We start from the raw sequence: 19,135 nt of genomic DNA, 5'->3' as shown, positions 1-19,135 counted from the left end.
GATAACCGATTCTTCCCACGAAATGAAGGAACAGACAATGAAGTCAGCACTCAGCAAGAGCCGCCCTCTCGCCGTAGCCGTCACAGCCCTTATCGGGCTGCCGGTTCTGCTCTCCGGCTGCGGCACCACCTCCGCAGCCTCCACCGAGTCCGTCTCGGAAATCTCGGTCATGGATTACTACAACAACGAACCGGATAAAACGTTCATCGGCGACGCCCTCAAATCCTGCGGCACCAAGGCCGGCGTCACCATCAAGCGGGAGACCGTCCCCGGTAAGTCCCTGATCTCCAAGGTCCTGCAGCAGTCGTCATCCAAGACACTGCCGGACGTGCTGATGCTGGACAACCCGGACTTGCAGCAGATTGCGGCCACGGGTGCCCTGGCGCCCCTGGCCGACTTCAACATCAGTACCGCCGACTTCGCCCCCGGCGTCCTCAGCGCGGGCACCTACAAGGACAAGGTCTACGGGCTGGCCCCCACCGTCAACACGATCGCCCTCTTCTACAACAAGGACATCCTGGCGAAGGCCGGCGTGACCCCGCCGTCCACCTGGGACGAGCTTGAAGCGGCCGCCGAGAAGCTGACGTCCGGGGACCAGTACGGGCTGGCGTTCAATGCCAACCCCACCTACGAAGGCACTTGGCAGTTCCTGCCGGTCATGTGGTCCAACGGCGGCAACGAAAAGAACATCGACACCAAGGAAACGGCACAGGCCCTGCAGCTCTGGACCGACCTGGTAAAGGACGGTTCGGTGTCCTCCTCCGCCCTGAACTGGACGCAGGCCGACGTCAAGGACCAGTTCCTGGCCGGCAAGGCCGCCATGATGGTCAACGGCCCATGGCAGATTCCTTCCCTCGACAAGCAGGCCTCGCTGCAGTACGGCGTGGTGAAGATTCCGGTTCGGGAGGCCGGCCAGACTGTTGTTGCCCCGCTCGGAGGAGAAGTCTGGACCGTTCCGCAGACCGGGAACAAGGCCCGCCAGGCCAAGGCCGCAGAGGTGGTCGCCCGCCTCAACAGCGACGAGAACCAGCTGGCCATGGCCAAGGTCCGCAACACCATCCCGTCCAAGACGACGCTGGCTGCCAAGTTCGCCGAGGAGAACCCCAAACTCGCCACCTTCACCGAACTCGTGAAGACGGCCCGGGCCCGTACCGGACAGCTGGGCGAGGGATGGCCCGCACAGGCCACCAAGATCTACACCGCCATCCAGACCGCGCTTACCGGGAAGGCGTCCCCGTCTGAAGCCTTGAAGCAAGCTCAGGGACAGTAGGCATCGGCCATGTCACTGACAACTGATTTGTCGCAGGCGACGCCACCCGGCGGTAAGGCGGCAGGCAACACCCGCAGCCATGCTGGCGGCGCCGCAACAGGGAACACCGTTCCGGCGCGGCGGCGGGGCAGCCGCCAGCGGCGGGAGCGCCTCTTCCAGTGGCTGTTCCTGGTGCCCGCCGTGGTCTACATGGCACTCTTCTTCGGCTACCCCGTGGTCAAGAACGTCGTGATGAGTTTCCAGGACTACACGACCGCCACGTTCTTCACCGGGGAAGCCCCGTGGGTGGGGCTGGCCAACTACGCAACGGTCCTGTCGTCGTCGTTGTTCTCCACTTCCCTGCTCAACACCGCGCTGTTCACGGTCGGGTCAATCCTCGGCCAGTTCGTGATCGGGCTGGCGCTTGCCATCTACTTTCAGCGGAAGTTCCCGCTCAACGGGATCCTCCGGAGCCTGCTCCTGCTCCCCTGGCTGCTGCCGCTGATTGTCTCGAGCGCCGTGTGGCGCTGGATCCTGGACAAGGACAGCGGTGCGCTGAACCGGTTCCTGGGCGACCTGAACATCGTGGACACCGGGGTGCCGTGGCTGACCAGCACGTCGCTGGCGCTGATCGCCGTTGTCGGCGTGAACATCTGGATCGGCATCCCGTTCAACCTGACCATCCTCTACGGCGGCCTGCAGGAAATTCCCGACGAGCTGTACGAGGCAGGCTCCCTGGACGGCGCCACAGGCTGGAAGGCGTTCCGGCACATCACGTGGCCCATGCTCCGGCCGGTGGTGAGTGTGGTCCTGGTACTCGGCGTGGTGTACACGCTCAAGGTCCTGGACATCATCCTGGGCCTGACAAACGGCGGCCCCGCCAACTCGACACAGACGATCGCGACACAGTCCTACGCGCTCTCCTTCCAGGAGTTCAAGTTCGGCGAGGGTGCCGCGCTGGGCAACATCCTGGTGATCATTTCGCTGGTGTTCGCAGTCCTGTACCTCCGCGCCAGCCGGCGAGCCGTTGATGAGTGAGGAAACCATGACGACAACAATCACCTCCCGCACCGGCGGTCACCGCGCCGGGGGCCGCAAGGGTGCCGGCCGCGGTTCCATGCCGGTCCCGGATCGCAAGAACTGGGGATCCACGGCGTTGGCCATTTTCTTCCTGGCCGTCATGTTGTTCCCTGTGTACTGGATGGTCAACGCATCGCTGCAGCCCAACGGCACCACGCTGGAAACGTCCTGGCTGCCGCTGAAGCCGGATTTCACCGGCTACGCCACCGCCATCAGCGAGCAGGGCGGCAACCTGGGCACCAGCCTGGTCATTTCGCTCGGCAGTGTGGCGTTGAGCCTGGCCATTGCCGCTCCGGCAGCGTACGCGCTGGCCTACTTCAAGGTCCGCGGCGCCGGCATCGTGCTGTTCGCGATACTCATCAGCCAGATGATCCCCGGAATCGTGGTGGCCAACGCCCTGTACACCGCCTACAACGACCTCGGCTTGCTCAACTCCATCCCGGGCCTGATCCTGGCGGACTCGGCGCACGGCATCCCGTTCGCAATCCTGATCATCCGGGCCTTCATGAACGGCATGCCGGCCTCGGTGATCGAGGCGGCCAGGGTGGACGGCGCCGGCCACATCCGCGCGTTCTGGTCCATCGTGCTGCCGCTGAGCCGGAACTCGCTCATCACCGCCGGACTGTTCACCTTCCTGTTCGCCTGGAGCGACTTCCTGTTCGCCCTGACCCTGACCACCACCGAAGCCGTGCGCCCGGTAACGCTGGGCATCTTCCAGTACATCGGCGCCTACGTAAACGACTGGAGTTCGGTTATGGCGACTGCCGTGCTCGCTTCCATTCCGGCCATCATCCTGCTGGTGGCCGCCCAGAAGTACATCGCCGCGGGCACCACCGGCGGAGCCGTCAAGTAGGACAGCCGGTCCTTCAACTCTTCCCCCCAGCCAGTTCTTTCAAGGAGAAACCATGACCCCGCAAGCAACCCCGCAGGACGGCACCATCCGCGTCACCGTCTGGAGCGAGAACCGCCACGAAAAGCGCGACGAACTCGTGGCCCGCCTCTATCCCGATGGCATGCACGGCGCCGTCAAGGCAGGCATCGAGGAAAACCTGGGCGCCAAGGTCAGCGTCCGCACCGCCACGCTGGACGAACCCGAGCACGGGCTCACCGAGGAGGTCCTGGCAGCCACCGACGTGCTGACCTGGTGGGGGCACATGTCCCACGGCGACGTGGACGACGAGATCGTGGAGCGCGTGCACCGCCATGTCCTGGCCGGCATGGGCCTGATCGTGCTGCACTCCGGGCACTGGTCCAAGATCTTCACCAAGCTCATGGGAACGTCCTGCACGCTGCGCTGGCGTTCGGAGCAGGACCGGGAGCTGGTCTGGACCGTGGACCCCACCCACCCCATCGCCAAGGGCGTGCCGCATCCCATAGTGATCGACCAGCAGGAAATGTACGGCGAATTCTTCGACATCCCCACCCCCGAGGAACTGGTGTTCATCAGCTCCTTCAGCGGCGGCGAGGTCTTCCGCTCCGGTTGCACCTTCCGCCGCGGCCACGGCAAGATCTTCTTCTTCAGCCCGGGCGACCAGGACTACCCCGTATACCACCACAAGGACGTCCGCCGGGTCATCGCCAACGCCGTTGAGTGGGCCGTCACCGACCGCCCCGAGCGTGCCTACCCCGAACTGCTGCGCTACGAAACGAACGATTTCTTCAACGGCAAAAGCTACCAGGGGGCCAACGCGTGAGCACCCCCTTCGCCACAGTTCCCGACGACGGAGCTCCCCTGCGCGTCGTCGTCGTCGGCGCCGGCGGCATGGGCCGTGCCTGGCTGAACACCGTCGAACAGTCGCCCCAGGTGGAACTGGCAGGCATCGTGGACCTTGACCTTGATGCCGCCCGCGCGGCAGCCGCCGCCCTCGGACGCCCGGACCTTCCGGTCGGGACCGGCACCGCCGTGCTGGCGGCCGACGTCGGCGCCCGGGCCGTCATCAACGTGACCGTCCCTGGCGCGCACCACCCGGTGACCGCCGAGGCCCTTGCCGCCGGCCTGCCGGTCCTGGGCGAAAAGCCGGTCGCGTCCACCGTCTCGCAGGGCCTGTCCCTTGCAGCGGCTGCCGAACTGTCCGGCCAGCTGTTTATGGTCAGCCAGTCGCGCCGCTACAACCGGCAGCTTTTCGAGGCGAAGCGGCTCTCATCCTCGCTGGGCAGCGTCGGGATCGTGTCGGCCGAGTTCTTCAAAGCCCCGCGCTTCGGCGGTTTCCGGGACGCCATGGACCACCCTCTGCTGCTGGACATGGCCATACACCAGTTCGACATGGCCCGTTTCCTGCTCGACGCCGATCCGGTATCCGTCTTCTGCGAGGAGTACAACCCGTCCTGGAGCTGGTACCGCGGCGATGCCGGGGCCAGCGCCATCTTCGAGATGACCGGCGGGGAACGTTTCGTCTTCACCGGAAGCTGGTGCAGCCCCGGGCAGGAGACGTCATGGAACGCTTCGTGGCGGATCAGCGGAGAACATGGCACCGTACTGTGGGACGGCGACAACGAACCCACCGTGGAATCGGCCGGATCGGCCGGATCGACTCCCGGAACCGACCCCGGCCGGGAGATCGCCGGTTCGCTGCGTGACTTCGTGGCAGCACTCCGCACCGGCAGCACTCCGATGGGGCAGGTGCACCGCAACATCATGAGCCTGGCAATGGTGGAGGCTGCCGTCCAGAGCGCCGCCACCGGCACCAGGGTCTCGGTGGATGCCCTGCTGGAGGAGTCCTATGCGGACGCCATCCTGGCGGAACGCGATCCGGGCGTGCTGGAGATCCTAAAATCCTGGCCGTCCGTCAGGGCTGCCCTGTAACGGCTCAGAACATCGGCAGCAGGAACCCGGCCACCATTGCTGCCGCACCGATGCCGCTCAGGATCCAGCCCAGGACTCCGGCTGCCTCTCCGCGCACCTCCGGGGCACTGGTGCGCCACCGGGTGGGCGTCTTCACCGCGTAGTGGATGGTGACGGCGTCCCCCGGGGCCATATGCCGGATGTCATACGGGGACATGGGCGCGTTGTGGACCTCGTGATGGTGGTCGTACCAGCGGAACCCCACGCCGCTCTCGTCGGAGTAAACCACGCCCTCCGACTGGGTCCACTGATCCTCGAACCGCCTCATCGTCTCCACAACCACCAGAAGAACGAGGCCGGCGGGCAGGCAAATCCAGGTCAGCACTTCCAGGATGGGGCCTGCAATGTCAAGAACTCCGGGCATGGTCATGATGGTACCGTTCCCGCGCATTTGCGGGCCACATCGGCCGTGTGCGCCAGAACGGGCCACGGGGCCGGCCGACGTGCCACACTAAGGACTACGAGCGGGGCATGCCTAAGGGAGCAACACACATGGTGACGGGGCAACGCACCCACCGGTTTGGCAAAGACACGTGGCGCGGGAACGGCCTGTCCAGTGCGGACGTCTCCGAACGCGTCCGCGGAGGTCTGACGAACCTGGTCTCCAACTCATCAAGCCGCAGCCTATGGGACATCTTCCGCGCGAACGTCCTGACGCTGTTCAATGCCATTGTGGCCGGTAGCTTCGTGCTGCTCCTGGCCTTGGGCCAGTGGCAGGACGCCCTCTTCGGCTTCGCCGCCGTCGGAAACGCAGTCATCGGGGTGGTCCAGGAATACCGGGCCAAGAAGTCGCTGGACCGGCTTGCGGTGCTGAACTCCCCGCACGCCAGGGTCCTGCGGGACGGCGCCATCCAGGACATTCCGACGGCCGAGGTGGTCCTTGACGACGTCATCCTCCTCTTCGCCGGGGACCAGGTGCCTGCGGATGCCACCGTGTTCGACGCCAACGGGCTGGAAATCGACGAATCCCTGCTCACCGGCGAATCCAACCCCGTCGACAAAGCAGCAGGGTCCGAGGTCCTGGCCGGATCCAGTGTTGCGGGCGGCCAGGGCCGGGCCCAGGTTGTCCGCGTGGGGGACGACTCCTTCGCCGGCAAGCTCACGACGGCGGCCAAGCGTTTCTCCCTGGTGAACTCGGAAATCCGCACCGGCCTCAACCGGGTCCTGCGCTGGATCACGTGGGGGCTCCTCCCGGTCATGGCCGTCGTGGTCAACGGCGAGATGCATGCCCAGGGAGGCTGGAGCCAGGCGCTGGCCACCGGCGCCTGGAAGACCGCCGCGGTCGGCGCCGTGGCCAGCGTCATCGCCATGGTTCCGCTGGGCCTGGTGCTCATGGCCAGCGTCGCGTTCGCGCTGGGCGGGCTGCGGCTCGCGCGCAACAAGGTCCTCATCCAGGAACTGGCAGCCGTGGAAGGGCTGGCCCGGGTGGACATGCTTTGCCTGGACAAGACCGGCACCCTCACCGAAGGACGAATCACCTTCGACGGCGTGCACGACGCCGGCGCCGCACCGGTTCAGGGGTGGAAGGAGGCGCTGGGCTGGTTCGGGGCCGACCCCGATGCAAACGCCACCGCCCGCTGCCTCGCCGCAGCCTACAAGGACGACGGCGGCTCCCGCCCGGTATCCTCCGTCCCCTTCGCGTCGTCCCGGAAATGGAGCGCGGTCAGCTTCAGCGACGGGTCCGCGCCCGGCGCCTGGGTGCTGGGCGCCCCCGAACTGGTCCTCAAGGCCACTGCACCGGGGCACGTCCACGCCCTGGCCTCCGCGGCCGGACTGGCATCGTCCGGCCTCCGGACCCTGGTTTTGGCCCATGCCGGGCAGCCCATGGCCGCCCGGGAAGCTGAGCGGGAAGCCTTGCCGTCCGAGTTGGTGCCTGCCGCGCTGCTGACATTCCGCGAAAAGATCCGGCCCGACGCCGCCACCACCCTGGCCTACTTCAGGAAACAGGGCGTCGACCTCCGCATCATCTCCGGTGACGATCCGCGGACCGTGGCGGCAGTTGCCCGCGACGTGGGCCTGGACTCCGCCGACGGCTACGATGCCCGCCAACTGCCGGAAGACCCCGAACTCATGGCCGACGTCCTGCAGAACCACAAAGTGTTCGGCCGGGTCACCCCGGCGCAGAAGAAGGCCATGGTCGCCGCCCTGCGCAGCCGGGGCCACGTGGTGGCCATGACCGGGGATGGAGTCAATGATGCCCTGGCACTGAAGGAGGCGGACATCGGGATTGCCATGGGCACCGCCGCGGCGGCCACCAAGGCCGTCTCCCGGCTGGTCCTGCTGGACGGCCGCTTCGACCGGCTCCCCGGCGTCGTGGCTGAGGGACGGCGGGTCATCGCCAACATCGAGCGCGTGTCCATGCTGTTCCTGGCCAAGACGGCGTACGCCATTGCCCTGTCGGTGGTCTTCGGCGGGTTGCTGTGGGGCTTCCCGTTCCTGCCGCGTCAGCTGTCCGCCACCGACGGGCTCACCATCGGCATTCCCGCCTTCTTCCTGGCCCTCATGCCCAATACCAGGCTGTACAGGCCCGGCTTCCTCAAACGCTCCCTGACCTTTGCTGTCCCCGCCGGCCTCATCATCACCGCGGCCGTCCTTGCACTGAATATCTATGCAGCGATCGCGGGCGTGTACCGGGAGGAATCGGTGCGGACCGGGTCTGTCATGGTGCTCGCCCTGGTGGCGCTCTGGGTGCTCGTGGCGCTCTCCCGGCCACTCAACCGCTGGCGTCTGCTCATCGTGACCTCAATGTACGCCGGCCTCCTCGCCCTGCTCACAGTCCCCTTCATCGCAGACTTCTTCGGCATCTCGTGGCCCCCGGACGAGCTCCGCAACGCCGCCCTGCTGGCGGCGTTTGGCGGGTGCGCCGCCGTCGAGCTCGTGTTCCAACTACGCCGCCGCCTCAACGTTTGACGGCGCGCGGGCCGCGGCGCCATGGACGCAAAGCTGCGGATGGCGCCGCCGGGAGCCGGTTGCACCTAGGGTGGAGGGGCAACGGTAGGCATCCGCCCGCCTGCGACTGATCAACTGATTGAGGAAACAAACATGGGTTTGGGCGACAAGATCAAGAACGCTGCCGAGAAAGCAATCGGCTGGGCCAAGGAAGCACTGGGCAAGCTGACCAACAACAGCAAGCTCGAGACCGAGGGCAAGATTGATCAGGGCACGGCCGACGCGAAGCACGCAGCCGAGGACGTCAAGGACACCATCAACGACAAGTAATCGTTACCTGATGGCCGGGGCGCGGAACCTTCCGTGTCCCGGCTTTTTTGTATGCTCCGCCGGCCTGCCGGGACCTTCGCCCCTTCCGTTTGGCGGGATCCGCAGCCAGTCTGGTCACATGGCAGCCCGCCCCGGGGGGAACCGACAACGGCGGGCAATGATCGGTACAGGCGGCGGCAGCCATGGACGAGCCAGTGGTGCACATCAGCGGTTTCCGGATGGACTTCGCGGACACCACTGTGGTCCGTGACCTGTCCTTCGATGTCCGGGCCGGCGAAACGTTCGGTTTCCTGGGCAGCAACGGCTCGGGCAAGACCACCACCATCCGCGCACTCCTCGGCCTCTACGAACCCACGGCCGGGGTCCTCCACATCAACGGGCGGCCCTTTAAACCCGAGCACGGCAGCAGGCTGGGCTATCTTCCGGAAGAACGCGGCCTCTACAAGAAGGAAAAGGTCATGGACGTTATGACCTACTTCGGCCGGCTCAAGGGAATGGACCGGCATTCGGCGCGGCAGTGGTCACTGGCCTACCTGGACCGGGTGGACCTGGCCGGCAAGGCCGCCACCCAGGTGGACAAGCTCTCCAGCGGCGAGCAGCAGAAGGTCCAGCTCGGCGTCACCATCATGAACCGTCCGGAGCTCCTCATCCTGGATGAGCCCACCAAGGGCTTCGACCCCGTGAACCGCCGGCTGCTGATGGACATCATCGGGGAGCAGAAGAACGACGGCGCCACCGTGGTCATGGTCACCCACCAGATGGAGGAAGTGGAGCGGTTGTGCGACCGCATCATCCTCCTTAAGGACGGCACGTCCGAGGCCTACGGCACCATCGATGAGGTCCAGAACAAATACGGCGGCCGGATCGTCCGCATCCGGCACGCCGGGCCCATCCCGCCGTCGCCCCACTATGAGGTGACGCTGGAAGAGACCAACTATGCGGAGCTCTCCATCACGGACGGCACCGACGAAGCGGCCATCCTGCGGGAACTCATGGACGCCGGCCTGGTCATCCGGAGTTTCACGACCACAAAAATCTCGATGGAGGACATCTTCATCCGCGTGTACGGGGACCCTACCCGGCCGCCGTCGTCCGTTCCCGGCCGCGCGCCGGCAGTACGGGGTGCGTAGCCGTGGCGCAGCACAACCTTGGAACGGTCATCAGCTTCGAATTCGTGCGCACCGTCACCAAGCTGCGCTTCTGGATCGGCACCCTGTCCGTGCCCGTCATCATGGCGGTGGTGTTCGGGATGATCTTCCTCAGCAACACCAGCACCAGCACTGCCGCCGAGGCCCAGAAGAATGCGCAGTTCAGCATCTCCTACCTGGACGCCTCCGGGCTGATCACGCCGGCTGACGCGGCCGCGTTCGGCGCCGTTCCTGCGGCCTCGTCCGACGCTGGAATCCGGGACGTCCAGTCCGGCACCGTCGATGCCTACTTCGAGTTTCCTGCCCATCCCGAGACCACTGCCGTGAAGGCGTACGGCGCGGACCGGGGATTGTTCGAGAACGGCAAGTACGCCGCTGTCGCACAGGCCATGCTGGCCCGTGCTGTGGCCGTGAAAATCGGCTCGCCCCAGCTGTCCCGCCTCGCATCGGGGTCGGCGCAGGTGGACACCGTCACCTACCAGGGGTCCGAGGTGTCCGGCGGCATGAACTCCGTGATCCCGCCGATGGCATTCCTGGTGGTCTTCTACGGACTGGTGGTGCTCCTCGCCGGGCAGATGCTCAATTCCACCCTGGAGGAAAAGGAAAACAGGGTCACGGAAATGATCCTGACAACGCTCAGGCCCACCACCCTCATCGCCGGAAAGGTGCTGGCCCTGTTCATGGTGGGCCTCGTGCAGGTGGCCGTCTTCGCCTCCCCGATCCTGGTCGGCGCCCTCTTCTATCGTGACGCCATGAGCATCCCCGAGTTCGACGCGTCGCAGCTCGTCTTCGACCCCCTGCGCATGACCGTCGGCCTGCTCATCCTGGTAGGCGGTTTCGCCCTGTTCACCACCACCCTGGTGGCCATCGGCGCCGTGATGCCCACAGCCAAGGAAGCCGGAAACTTCATGGGCGTGATGATCGCCCTGATATTCATCCCGTTCTATTCGGTCAGCCTGGTGGTCTCCGAGCCGCACTCCCCGATCGTGCAGGTGTTCACCTTCTTCCCGTTCTCCGCCCCCGTTACCGCGCTGCTGCGGAACGCCTTCGGCTCACTGGGCATCGCGGAGGCAGCCGTCGTGATCGCCATCCTCTACATCGGCGCTGCCATGATGCTCCGGGTGGCCGTGCGGCTCTTCCAATACGGATCCATCTCCTACACCTCGAAGGTCAGCATCAGGACCGCCCTCAAAGCAGGATCCAGGCATGCCGTGGCCGGCCCGGCGGAGAAGCACGCGGCGGAGAAATAGGCGGACTGTGGAAGGGCGGGAGGCGGACCATGCGCCTGGTATTCCTGGGTGACGTGATGCTGGGCCGCCTCGTGAACCAACAGCTCAGGACGGTGCCGCCCGCCTTCCCCTGGGGCGATACGCTCCCCGTCCTGGCCCAGGGGGACATCCGGTTCGCCAACCTCGAATGCGTCCTGGCCGACGGCGGGACGCCGCAACCGGGGAAGGTGTTCCATTTCCGATCGGACACCCGCAACGCGGCCGTCCTGACAGCGGCGGGCATCGACGCCGTCTCGCTCGCCAACAACCATGTGCTCGACTACGGGGCGGACGCCTTCCGGGAGACGCTGCCTGCGCTGGACCGCAGCGGAATCCTGCACGCCGGAGCAGGACCGGACCTGGAGGCCGCGCAAAGGCCAGCGATCAGGCGTGCGGGCCAGGCCGCCGTCGGACTCATCGCCTTCACGGACAATCAGCCGGACTGGGAGGCCGGGCCGCACCGGCCCGGGGTCTACTACGTACCGGCGGACGGGCGGCAGCAGGGCGACGCCCGGGTACGGGATCTGCTGGCCCTGGTCCGCCGAACCAAGGCCCGGGCCGACCTGCTGGTGGTATCGGCGCACTGGGGCGGCAACTGGGGAGCAGATGTGCCGTCCGCCCACCGGGACCTGGCGCGGGCATTGGTGGACGCCGGGGCCGACGTCGTGTTCGGACATTCGGCGCATATCTTCCGTGGCGTCGAGCTGTACCGCGGACGGCCCCTCATCTACAGCACCGGTGACTTCATTGACGACTATGCCGTGGATCCCGGGGAGCGCAACGACCAGTCGTTCATCTTCTGCCTGGAAACCGCCGGGGCCGTGCCTGTCCGGCTGCAGCTCCATCCAACCGTCATCGCCGGGTTCCAGGCGCGGCTGGCAGGGAAGAGCTCACGCCACATCGCACTGCGGATGCAGGGACTTAGCGCTCAGCTGGGAACGCAGAGCAGATGGGTCGATGAGACGAACGTGCTGGAAATACCGGTGGACGGTTAGTCCCTTTTGTCCCGTTCGGTGAATTCCTCGTCGAGGTCGAAGTGCCTGAATTCGGTCTCCGGGTTGGGTTCACCGTCGGCCACGTATTCATAATCCAGCTGCCGCTGGATCTGGCTGTCGAGGACCTGAAGTTCCGTGTCCTCGACCTTTGAGAGATCCTCCGGAAACTCGTCTTCCGGGGTGAGATGCAGCTTCTCTGACATGTCGTGCCTCTCCTTGCCAGGAACTGGGGTGCTGTTCTGGCAGCATCCTGGCATGTCCCAGATTATCCGCCGCTGCCAGCAGGCGGAAGACCGGGCGGCCGAAGACAAGCCGGCCTTGCCATGCGCCGGACCCCGCCATGCCGCAACGAGGAGCCAGCCGGTCCACCCGATGACCAGCAGTTAGGGGTTTGCTGCCCTGAGCGGTCGCGGTGGCCGCCGGCGCAGGGCAGGTCCGCTGCTGCCCTGGCCGGTGGTCCGGGACCTGAGGGCGAGGTACGCCGCGACCGCCGCCGTCAGCACTACCACCGCCGGAATGAACTGCCACCAGTCCACCGTGTCCATGCCTTGGGACGCATTCATGGACCCGTGCAGGAGTCCCAGAATCAGGATGCTCCCGCCGGTTCCCACGAACACCATACCCAGTAGGTAACGCGCTACGGCGGCGAACCCGAAAAGCACTCCCCAGGACAAGGCAACGTCCGTCCACGGGGTGGCTGCGAACCCCCGCACGGCGAAGGCCTGGGGCAAATGGATCAGCGCAAACGGTATGGCCGTGAGCAGGGAGCCTGCGAGCATTCCCTTGCGGTCCATCAGCCGCCGCTGGACCACTCCGGCCCACGCCAGTTCCTCCCAGACGTTGCCCAGCAGGGCGCCGATGACCACTGCCTTCAGCAGGTACAGCCCGGCGGTGGTTGCCCACCCGCTGCCGGGCTCACGGAGCGTGCCGGTCGCGACGGCGGTCAGGAGAGTCAGCACCGGCAGTGCCAGCAACGCCATGGCATACCAGCCGGCGCCCACACGCCAGCGGACCACCCCGCTGAAGAGGCGCCGGACGCCGGCACGGCCATCCGTCGCCGCCGTCACAATGACCGCTGCCGCCAGCAGGACCAGCAGTTCCGCCAGGAGCCCGGGAGTGATGTCCTGCAGCACGAGGATGGCCAGGCCTTGTGCCAGCCAGGCCGGCGGAATGGCGAGAATCAGGAAAGCGGCGACGGGGTGCGCGGCTATGCGGTCCTTGAGCCGGGTGCGGATGCTTCCCGCGGACTCGGGTGCATGCGATTCAACGCTCATGATGTGCCTCGGATCCGGGCCAAAATCACCAGATGCTAACAGCTGCAGGGTACGCCGGTTGCACCGCTGAATCCATGGCTTCCGGCCGGGCGCGGAGCCCGGTCAGTGGCCATGGGTGCTCCTGGTCTTCCGCTTCCGGCCGCCGCGGACCAGCTGTCCGCGCAACGGGCGCGCAACCGGGGTGCTGAAGCGCGCCGCACGACGGGAAATGTGGTGCGTTGTCCGCCGGCGCGGAATGACGGCCGGCCGGACCGGAGGCTGTTGGGCTGCGCGGGCAAAGAACCATCTCTTGGCGAATTCAACCATCACCAGATACACCACCGTCATCCCCAGCAGCGCCAGGAAGAAGGGCGTGGGCAGCGGATCGAACCCCAAAACACCGGCCAGCGGCGACAGCGGCAGGAAAACGCCCAGTGCCACCACGCCCAGTGATGCGCCCAGCAGGCCGGCCGATGGCCGGCTCCTCAGGAAAGGAACCCGCCGGGTACGGATGGCAAAGATGATGAGCGTCTGCGTGGCGATCGACTCGATGAACCAGCCTGCCCGGAATTCCCCGGGCACCGCATTGAAAGCGAACAGCATCAGGGCGAAGGTGGCGAAGTCGAAGAGGGAGCTGATGGGCCCGAAAAGGAACATAAAACGCCGGATGAAGCCGATATTCCAGTGCGAAGGGGCCAGCAGCTGTTCCTTGTCCACGCGGTCCCCCGGGATGGCGAGCTGGCCGGTGTCGTAGAGCAGGTTGTTCAGCAGGATCTGCCCGGGCAGCATGGGCAGGAAACTCAGGACGACGGACGCGGTAGCGGCACTGAACATGTTGCCGAAGTTGCTCGAGGTTCCCATCAGCACGTACTTGATGGTGTTGGCGAAGATCCGCCGCCCTTCCATCACCCCCTCCGCCAGAACGCCCAGGTCCTTGTCCAGCAGCACAACGTCGGCGGCGTCCTTTGCCACATCGGTGGCGCTGTCCACGGAGATCCCGATATCCGCCGCGTGCAAAGCCAGCGCGTCATTGACGCCGTCGCCCATAAACCCGACCGACCCCCCGCTTTGGCGCAGCAGGCGGATGATCCGTGCCTTCTGCTCCGGCGAGACACGGGCGAAGATGCTCGCTTCCCGGGCCGCCGCGGCCAGTTCGGCATCGGATAAAGCCTCCACCTCGGCGCCGGTGAGTGTCCCGCCGGAGAGCACCCCGAGCTCGTCACAGACCTTCTCGGCAACCTTGGCGTTGTCCCCGGTGGCGATCTTGACCGTGATGCCGAGTGTCTCGAGCTGGTCCAGTGAAGCCCGGGCGTTGGCCTTGGGCCGGTCCAGGAAGACCAGCAACCCCTCCAGGACCAGGTCCTTCTCGTCGGAGGGTTCAATCGCCGTCATTCCTGCGGCCGGCCGGCTCGCGACGGCCACCACCCGGGATCCCGCGTTGAACTGTTCGTCCAGCATCGCCTGCACGCCTGCCGGGATGTCCACGCAGAGCGCCAGGACATCTTCGGGCGAGCCCTTGGTGACCAGCCGCGCCGGGCCGCCGTCCTCGCTGACCAGCACGCTGGTCCGGCGCCTCAGGTGGTCGAAATCAATGACATCGAGCCGCTCGTAGCGGTCCGGCTGGAACCCGGCCGCATCGGCCGAGGCCCAGAGCGCCGCGTCCAGCGGGTTCAGCCCCACCGTGGAGAGCTTAGCTTCCGCGTACTCCGCTTCCGTTGCGAGAAGTCCCAGCGTAAACACTGCGCGCGGGGGCAGTCCGTCCCGGGCGGGCAGCGCTGCGGTGAAGCTGATCCTGCCTTCGGTAAGGGTGCCGGTCTTGTCCGTGACCAGCACGTCCATGTCCCCGAGGTCCTCAATGCACACCAGCCGTTTGACCAGCACTTTGCGTTTGGCCAGCTGGCGGGTGCCCGTGGCCAGGCTGGTGCTCACAACGGCCGGCAACAGCTGCGGCGTGATTCCTACGGCGATGGCCAGCGAGAACAGCAGCGATTCAATGACCGGCCGCTGTAACAGGAGGTTGGCGATGAAGATCAGAGAGGTAAGAACGATGGCCACCTGCAGCAGCAGGTAGGAGAAGCGTTTCAGGCCGAGCTGAAACTCGGTTTGTGGCTGCCGCTCACCCAGTCCCAGGGCGATCCGCCCGAATTCGGCGCGCCCGCCGGTTGCCACCACCACGCCGGTGCAGTTTCCCGCTTGGACCACCGTCCCCATGAAGAGGCAGGACGTCAGGTCCGCGAGCGCAACGGCACCGGTGACCGGCGCGGCGTCTTTGCTGACCGGCAGCGATTCGCCGGTCAGGATGCTTTCGTCGCAGAGCAGATCCTTCGCCGTCAGCAGCCTGATGTCGGCAGGGACGATCGCACCGATGGCCAGATGCACGACGTCGCCGGGCACCAGGGCGGTGACGCCGACTTCGTCCAGGGTCCCGTCGCGGAGGACCGCGGCCAGGTGGGTGACGCGTGAGTGCAGCGCCTCGGCGGCGCGTTCGGCCCGGAACTCGTTGGTGAAGCCCAGCCCGACGCTGACCAGCAGGATCACCCCGATCACGATGGAGTTCGTGGCGTCCCCCAGGAAGAGCGACAGCCCGGCGGTGATGGCCAAAAGGATCAGGATGGGGCTGCCCAGTTGCCGGCCCAGCACGGACCATCCGCTGGCTTGATGCGTCCGGACCGCATTGGGGCCAACGTCGGCCAGCCGTTTGGCAGCTTCCTCGCTGTCCAGGCCCCCGCTGCCGGACCCCAACCGGAGCAGGACCTGGTCCACGGGAAGCTGCGCGGCGTGCGCCATCGTCAGTTGTCCGGGGAGCTGCTCCTGGAGGTGGAAGTCCGGGACGTGGAGCTCCGGCACGCTAGGACAGCCGCCACACGTAGGCGTAGGGCTGCGGGAACTGCGTGATCCGGAAGGCCCTGATCACGATCCTGGCCTGCCCCGGCGGCATGCCCGTCCAGAGCACCTGTTCCACGTTGTTGCGGCGGTCAAACCCGGCATTCGTTCCTGAATTTCCGTGGCGCTCGCTGCCGTCGGCTGCCAGCACTATGAGATCGAGGTCGTTCTGCAGCTGCGGTCCGGGCGGATCGGACCACACGAGGGTGATCTTCAGCGTCACCCCGGCTGCGGTCAGGACCGGTTCCGCGGCCGGACCCCGGTTCCGCCTCCCTTTGGCGGCCACCTTCGGGATGTCCTCGGGGATGTCGATGGTGAAGGAATCCTCCTGCCCTTGCTCCAGCGGTCCGCCTTCGCCCAGGCCGGCGTTGCCGGGCTGCCCGGGTAAGACCACGGACCGGGCCAGGTTGACCCGGCCCCACCCGGAGTTCCCGTTCGGAGATTCCCCGGCCTCGCTGGGGTTGTACTGTCCCGGCAGGACGTCGGCGCCGTTGACCAAGAGGGCTTTGATGAGGGCGGCACTTGGCGCGTTGAGGCCGTTTTTCACCAGGGTCTCGCGCAGCACCGCGGTGCAGCCGGCCACCAGCGGCGTCGCCATGGACGTCCCGGAGTCGAAGAAGAACAGCGGGTCGGTGGAGGTGCCGAAGGTGTTGCCCATCGGGGCGTTCCGCGAGAGCGTGGACAGGATGCTGGTTCCCGGTGCCACGACATCCGGCTTGATACGCCCCTCCTTGGTGGGCCCCCGGCTGGAGAAGGCCACCATCCCGTCAGGGTTGTTGGCCTGCTTGTCCCGCTTCACGGGATTCGCGGGGAAGTCGCCGGGCCAGTAGGTCCCGTAGGAGGGTGAAAATTCCTTGCGGAGGCTCTCGCTGGCACCTACCGTGATGCAGTTCTTCGCAGCTGACTGGGATCCGATGGAGTTCGAATCCACCGTCCCGTCGCTGTTGCCATCCACGCCGTCGTTCCCCGCAGCGAAGCAGATCACCTGGTCCGGGTGGTTCCACACGAATTCGTCGATCTCCCGGGAACTGGCGTCGTACGGAAGGTTGAGTCCGGGCACGCCCCATGAGTTCGTGTGGACGCGCGCGCCGTCGTCGTACGTCTTTTGGAAGAGGTCGTTGAGGTTGACCGGGATGCCGCCCAGTCCGCCGTTGGAGTCGAGGAGGCTCTGCAGGATCAGCAGGGCCTCGGGCGCCGTACCCTCGATCGCTCCGCCCATGGTGGCCGAGTTTCCGCTGCCCAGGACGGAGCCGGCCACATGGGTGCCGTGGCCGTGCGGATCGTCTGCCTTGTCCGGTGCCGTGCGGCCCAGGGCGTAGAGCGTCTGGACCCGTCCGGTGAATGCCGGGTGCGGGTTGGCGGCGTCTCCAGTGTCAAAGCCGGTATCGGCAACCGCCACCACCTCGCCGTCGCCCCGGTACGTTGTTCCGTTGAGCTGTACCTTCGCGTTCAGGATCTCCCGGGCAACGTTGTTGAAGAGCTGGCGCTCACGGACCGGATGGATCTCCCGGACCTCATCGATCTTTGCCAGTTCCGGGAGCTGGCCGACGGAGGTGGTGATGCGCAGCTTGCCCGGTGTCACCGCCACGGCATCCGGCTCCACCCGGGCGGCCGCGGCAACCTTGGCGATCAGCTCCGGGCCGGCCTCAATGCCCGGGTGGAGGAGCAGGTCTACCCGTTCCAGCCGGCGGTCCGGATGGGGTTCGTGGTCCGCCAGCGACCGGACATTGCCGGTGTCCGCACCGCGCGGCAGTAGGGGCGGCGGAATCTTGAAGACACGGGAGTAGACGTCCGCCCAGCTAACGAACGGAAGGGCACGCACCCGGTTCAGGTCCGCGGGCGGGAACGCTGCCAGATAGGTGTTGTCCGAGACGTATTCCTGCATCTCGACGTCGATGCCGGCCAGTTCCGCCCGCTGTTCCGCGGTCAGCGGCTCCGCGGTCTGGATGAGGATGTGGTCCGACTCCGAGGCGTCCTCGGCTACCAGCCCGGCATCACGCAGGGCACGGTTCTGTTTGATCGGATCAATGGTGATGCCGTTGATGGTGATGTCAGACATGGAATTGTGCCTCCGGGCGATCCGCCGAAAAAGCGCCGCCGGAATAAGCCTCGGCACCCGGCGGACGCATGCGTTCTAGAAGGAGACCCGGGCCCCCGCCGAGCGGGGGCCCCGGAAGGTGAGCGTCAGCTTACGCCCGGCACCCTAGGCGGTCAACGGCGCATGTGTTGCCGACAAGCATGTGATGCAGGGCACACAAGAAATTCCACCGAAATGATTGCCTTCCTGCCCGGCGGTCCGCCACACTAAGGGTGGATCCGCAGGAACGACACAACGTTCCCGGTCCCTCCGCCGGAAGCTTCGCACCGGCCTCCCGCCCCATCACAGAATGCCGGGCCCTCTCGAATCATCTCCAGCCTCAACCGGCACTTCTTGTCCCCGGAAATTTCGTCCAGGGAACAGCCCTCACCAAAACCACCCCGGACGCCCCTGCCCCTTTACCGCGAAAGAGAGCACCCCATGATCAAGCACCACTCCGACATCCTCCTCGAGATCATTGCCCACGACCCCGCAACGATCGAGAACGACCTCAACAGCGCGGTGGACATCGCGCTCCGCCACGCCATGCAGGAACGCCGCCACGGCGTGCTGGTCACCCAGACCGGCTTCTCCAGTTACACCGTGGCCGTCAGCCGCGACGTCCCCTACGGCGAAACCCGCGAGCTGCGGCAGTGGGCGTCCATGGCATAGAACACGCCCGCGGAACGTACCTGTACGCACCTCCGCGCCGGCTGTAGCGTGGGAAGGTCAGTGCACTTTCTACACGCTCGTGCAGTCCGACACCGCAAGACGAGGAGTAGTCAATGAGCACGGAACACAACGAGCCCGAAGACATCGTGAACGACGGCGTCGAGAACGAATCAAGATCAGTGCCGAGGGATGAGCCGGCGGACCGCAGCTCCGGCCGCCACGCCGCCTCCGGCCCCGCGGACACCGGGCCGGCGGGATCGGGAGGCACCAGGCCGCCGGGGCCGGCCGAAGAACAGAACAGCGAAACCGCGGACGACCGGGGCCTCACCACGGAACCCAGCTCCAGCGACTGACTCTGGCGACACAAGGGAGGAGGGGCCGGCCCGGGGGCGGGTTGGGGCGGCGGGGGCGCCGCGGTTTGGTGGGGGGGGTGGGGGGGGGCGGCCGGG

General features: G+C 66.4%; 18 protein-coding genes. 13 read left to right on the top strand and 5 right to left on the bottom strand.

Annotation, left to right across the window (positions count from 1 at the left end; translation table 11 throughout):
- The first annotated feature begins 37 nt into the window (after window positions 1–37).
- The 5 genes from ACFVWT_RS00090 to ACFVWT_RS00070 are packed head-to-tail and all read left to right on the top strand — an operon-like array spanning window position 38 to window position 5,132.
- A complete protein-coding gene (locus tag ACFVWT_RS00090) occupies window positions 38–1,270 on the top strand; it encodes an extracellular solute-binding protein (protein WP_390244107.1) in 1,233 nt (410 codons plus the stop codon).
- Between the two features lie 9 nt (window positions 1,271–1,279).
- On the top strand, window positions 1,280–2,287 hold the full coding sequence (locus ACFVWT_RS00085; protein WP_390244106.1) for a carbohydrate ABC transporter permease: 1,008 nt from the start codon (window positions 1,280–1,282) through the stop codon (window positions 2,285–2,287).
- A 7-nt stretch (window positions 2,288–2,294) separates the two neighbouring features.
- Window positions 2,295–3,182 (top strand): carbohydrate ABC transporter permease, encoded by an 888-nt coding sequence (locus ACFVWT_RS00080; RefSeq protein WP_390244104.1) that lies wholly within the window; start codon window positions 2,295–2,297, stop codon window positions 3,180–3,182.
- A 52-nt stretch (window positions 3,183–3,234) separates the two neighbouring features.
- The gene (locus ACFVWT_RS00075; protein WP_390244102.1) at window positions 3,235–4,023 is read left to right on the top strand and encodes a ThuA domain-containing protein; all 789 of its coding nucleotides are present in this window, start codon (window positions 3,235–3,237) and stop codon (window positions 4,021–4,023) included.
- Complete coding sequence (locus tag ACFVWT_RS00070; RefSeq protein WP_390244100.1) at window positions 4,020–5,132, top strand: Gfo/Idh/MocA family protein; 1,113 nt, start codon at window positions 4,020–4,022, stop codon at window positions 5,130–5,132. Before ACFVWT_RS00075 ends, ACFVWT_RS00070 begins: the two co-directional genes overlap by 4 nt.
- Window positions 5,133–5,136: 4 nt before the next feature.
- Here the strand turns inward: ACFVWT_RS00070 and ACFVWT_RS00065 are convergent, their stop codons facing one another.
- Window positions 5,137–5,535, bottom strand: a complete 399-nt coding sequence (locus ACFVWT_RS00065; RefSeq protein ID WP_390244098.1) for a hypothetical protein — start codon at window positions 5,533–5,535, stop codon at window positions 5,137–5,139.
- Between the two features lie 107 nt (window positions 5,536–5,642).
- On the opposite strand from ACFVWT_RS00065, the gene ACFVWT_RS00060 reads away from it, so the two are divergent.
- The 5 genes from ACFVWT_RS00060 (at window position 5,643) to ACFVWT_RS00040 (ending at window position 11,801) form a co-directional block, all read left to right on the top strand.
- Complete coding sequence (locus tag ACFVWT_RS00060) at window positions 5,643–8,081, top strand: HAD-IC family P-type ATPase (protein ID WP_390244096.1); 2,439 nt, start codon at window positions 5,643–5,645, stop codon at window positions 8,079–8,081.
- Window positions 8,082–8,213: 132 nt separating this feature from the next.
- Window positions 8,214–8,390, top strand: a complete 177-nt coding sequence (locus ACFVWT_RS00055; protein WP_390244094.1) for a CsbD family protein — start codon at window positions 8,214–8,216, stop codon at window positions 8,388–8,390.
- A 182-nt stretch (window positions 8,391–8,572) separates the two neighbouring features.
- Window positions 8,573–9,520 (top strand): ABC transporter ATP-binding protein, encoded by a 948-nt coding sequence (locus ACFVWT_RS00050; protein WP_390244092.1) that lies wholly within the window; start codon window positions 8,573–8,575, stop codon window positions 9,518–9,520.
- Between the two features lie 2 nt (window positions 9,521–9,522).
- The gene (locus ACFVWT_RS00045) at window positions 9,523–10,788 is read left to right on the top strand and encodes an ABC transporter permease (RefSeq protein ID WP_390244090.1); all 1,266 of its coding nucleotides are present in this window, start codon (window positions 9,523–9,525) and stop codon (window positions 10,786–10,788) included.
- Between the two features lie 29 nt (window positions 10,789–10,817).
- On the top strand, window positions 10,818–11,801 hold the full coding sequence (locus tag ACFVWT_RS00040) for a CapA family protein (protein ID WP_390244088.1): 984 nt from the start codon (window positions 10,818–10,820) through the stop codon (window positions 11,799–11,801).
- On the opposite strand, the gene ACFVWT_RS00035 is transcribed toward ACFVWT_RS00040, so the two are convergent.
- Window positions 11,798–12,004: a hypothetical protein gene (locus ACFVWT_RS00035; protein WP_390244086.1), complete on the bottom strand. Its 207-nt coding sequence runs from the start codon at window positions 12,002–12,004 to the stop codon at window positions 11,798–11,800. The genes ACFVWT_RS00040 and ACFVWT_RS00035 overlap by 4 nt on opposite strands.
- 52 nt (window positions 12,005–12,056) lie before the next feature.
- On the opposite strand from ACFVWT_RS00035, the gene ACFVWT_RS00030 reads away from it, so the two are divergent.
- Window positions 12,057–12,188: a hypothetical protein gene (locus tag ACFVWT_RS00030; protein WP_390244084.1), complete on the top strand. Its 132-nt coding sequence runs from the start codon at window positions 12,057–12,059 to the stop codon at window positions 12,186–12,188.
- On the opposite strand, the gene ACFVWT_RS00025 is transcribed toward ACFVWT_RS00030, so the two are convergent.
- The 3 genes from ACFVWT_RS00025 to ACFVWT_RS00015 all read right to left on the bottom strand — a co-directional run bounded on the left by ACFVWT_RS00025 (window position 12,185) and on the right by ACFVWT_RS00015 (window position 17,996).
- Window positions 12,185–13,075, bottom strand: a complete 891-nt coding sequence (locus tag ACFVWT_RS00025) for a CPBP family intramembrane glutamic endopeptidase (protein ID WP_390244082.1) — start codon at window positions 13,073–13,075, stop codon at window positions 12,185–12,187. The genes ACFVWT_RS00030 and ACFVWT_RS00025 overlap by 4 nt on opposite strands.
- A 102-nt stretch (window positions 13,076–13,177) precedes the next feature.
- A complete protein-coding gene (gene mgtA, locus ACFVWT_RS00020; protein WP_390244080.1) occupies window positions 13,178–15,901 on the bottom strand; it encodes a magnesium-translocating P-type ATPase in 2,724 nt (907 codons plus the stop codon).
- A 1-nt stretch (window position 15,902) separates the two neighbouring features.
- Window positions 15,903–17,996, bottom strand: a complete 2,094-nt coding sequence (locus tag ACFVWT_RS00015; RefSeq protein WP_390244078.1) for a S8 family serine peptidase — start codon at window positions 17,994–17,996, stop codon at window positions 15,903–15,905.
- A gap of 459 nt (window positions 17,997–18,455) precedes the next feature.
- Between ACFVWT_RS00015 and ACFVWT_RS00010 the strand changes: the two genes are divergently transcribed.
- Together ACFVWT_RS00010 and ACFVWT_RS00005 are read left to right on the top strand one after the other, a co-directional pair.
- Window positions 18,456–18,686, top strand: a complete 231-nt coding sequence (locus ACFVWT_RS00010) for a hypothetical protein (RefSeq protein ID WP_052309724.1) — start codon at window positions 18,456–18,458, stop codon at window positions 18,684–18,686.
- Between the two features lie 113 nt (window positions 18,687–18,799).
- The gene (locus tag ACFVWT_RS00005) at window positions 18,800–19,039 is read left to right on the top strand and encodes a hypothetical protein (RefSeq protein WP_390244075.1); all 240 of its coding nucleotides are present in this window, start codon (window positions 18,800–18,802) and stop codon (window positions 19,037–19,039) included.
- The last annotated feature ends 96 nt before the right edge of the window (window positions 19,040–19,135 follow it).

It is taken from the genome of Arthrobacter sp. NPDC058288 (assembly GCF_042880995.1).
GTDB lineage: Bacteria > Actinomycetota > Actinomycetes > Actinomycetales > Micrococcaceae > Arthrobacter.
Note: the sequence above shows the minus strand (reverse complement) of the source record. Positions and strands in the feature narration are given on the sequence as shown.